We start from the raw sequence: 1,647 nt of genomic DNA, 5'->3' as shown, positions 1-1,647 counted from the left end.
GTTAAGTTTTTAGAACGGATAATGTTTACAACAATATCTTTTTCACGTGTACTTTCACCAACAATCATACCACCGTATACTTGTGTACCTGGGTTAACAAAGATTGTACCACGGTCCTCAACTTGCATGATACCGTAAGTAGTTGCTTTACCAGTATCAGTTGATACTAAGGCCCCGTTACGACGACCACCGATTGGTTCGTTGATGTATGGTGCATAGTGGTCAAATGTATGGTTCAAGATACCGTAACCATGTGTTAATGACATGAAGTAAGTGGTGAAACCAATCATACCACGAGCTGGTACATGGTAAGTTAAACGCGTTGTACCTAGACCTGTAGAGATCATGTCTACCATAGTACCACGACGTTGGTTTAAGGCGTCGATAATTGAACCTTGGTATTCTTCAGGTGTATCGATTTGGACTAACTCGAATGGTTCAGATTTCACGCCGTCGATGTTACGGATGATAACTTCTGGACGAGATACTTGTAACTCGTAACCTTCACGACGCATGTTTTCAATCAAGATAGACAAGTGAAGCTCACCACGACCTGAAACAATCCATGCATCCGGAGATTCTGTATTGTCTACTCGTAATGAAACGTCAGTATGTAATTCGTAACGTAAACGTTCTTCTAGTTTACGAGAAGTTACGTGTTTACCTTCTTGACCTGCGAATGGTGAATCGTTTGTTAAGAAAGTCATTTGTAATGTTGGTTCATCAATACGTAATGGCTCTAAAGCTTCTTTGATGCTTGAATCTACAACTGTTTCCCCAACGAAAATATCTTCCATACCAGAAACGGCAATAAGCTCTCCGGCTTTCGCTTCGTTAATTTCAACACGCTCTAAACCTAAGAAACCAAATAGTTTTGTTACACGGAAGTTTTTCTCAGTTCCGTCAAGTTTCATTAAGGTAACTTGGTCCCCTACACGGATAGTACCGCGGAATACACGACCAATACCGATACGACCAACATAGTCGTTATAGTCTAGTAATGATACTTGGAATTGTAAACCTTCTTCAGAGTTATCAACTGGTGCTGGGATTTCATCAAGAATTGTATCGAAGATTGGGTCCATTGTTTCTGATTGGTCAGCTGGATCGTCAGAAAGACTTGAAGTACCACTTAAAGCTGAAGCGTATACTACTGGGAAGTCTAACATTTCATCATCTGCACCTAATTCGATAAACAAGTCTAATACTTCGTCTACAACTTCTGATGGACGAGCTGATGGTTTATCAATTTTATTTACAACAACGATCGGTGTTAAGTTCGCTTCGAACGCTTTTTTCAATACAAAACGCGTTTGCGGCATTGTACCTTCATAAGCATCTACAACTAAAACTACACCGTCTACCATTGTCATGATACGCTCAACTTCACCACCGAAGTCCGCATGTCCTGGAGTATCCATGATGTTAATGTGGTGACCCTTGTAGTTTACAGCTGTATTCTTAGCTAGGATGGTGATACCACGTTCTTTCTCGATATCGTTAGAGTCCATTGCACGCTCATCAATTTTTGTACGTTCATCTAAAGTATCTGATTGTTCCAACAATTGGTTAACCAAAGTAGTTTTACCGTGGTCAACGTGGGCAATGATTGCAACATTACGAATATCTTCACGTTTTGCCATTTTT

1 protein-coding gene is annotated in these 1,647 nt (G+C 40.3%); it reads right to left on the bottom strand.

Annotated elements, in window-relative coordinates; all coding sequences use genetic code 11:
• Positions 1-1,643, bottom strand: a 1,643-nt coding sequence (gene typA / locus ACRCJ0_RS13565; RefSeq protein ID WP_431390761.1) for a translational GTPase TypA, incomplete at its 3' end; no start/stop codon positions are given.
• Positions 1,644-1,647: the final 4 nt, after the last annotated feature.

Source organism: Aerococcus sp. L_32, from assembly GCF_050689315.1.
Note: the sequence above shows the minus strand (reverse complement) of the source record. Positions and strands in the feature narration are given on the sequence as shown.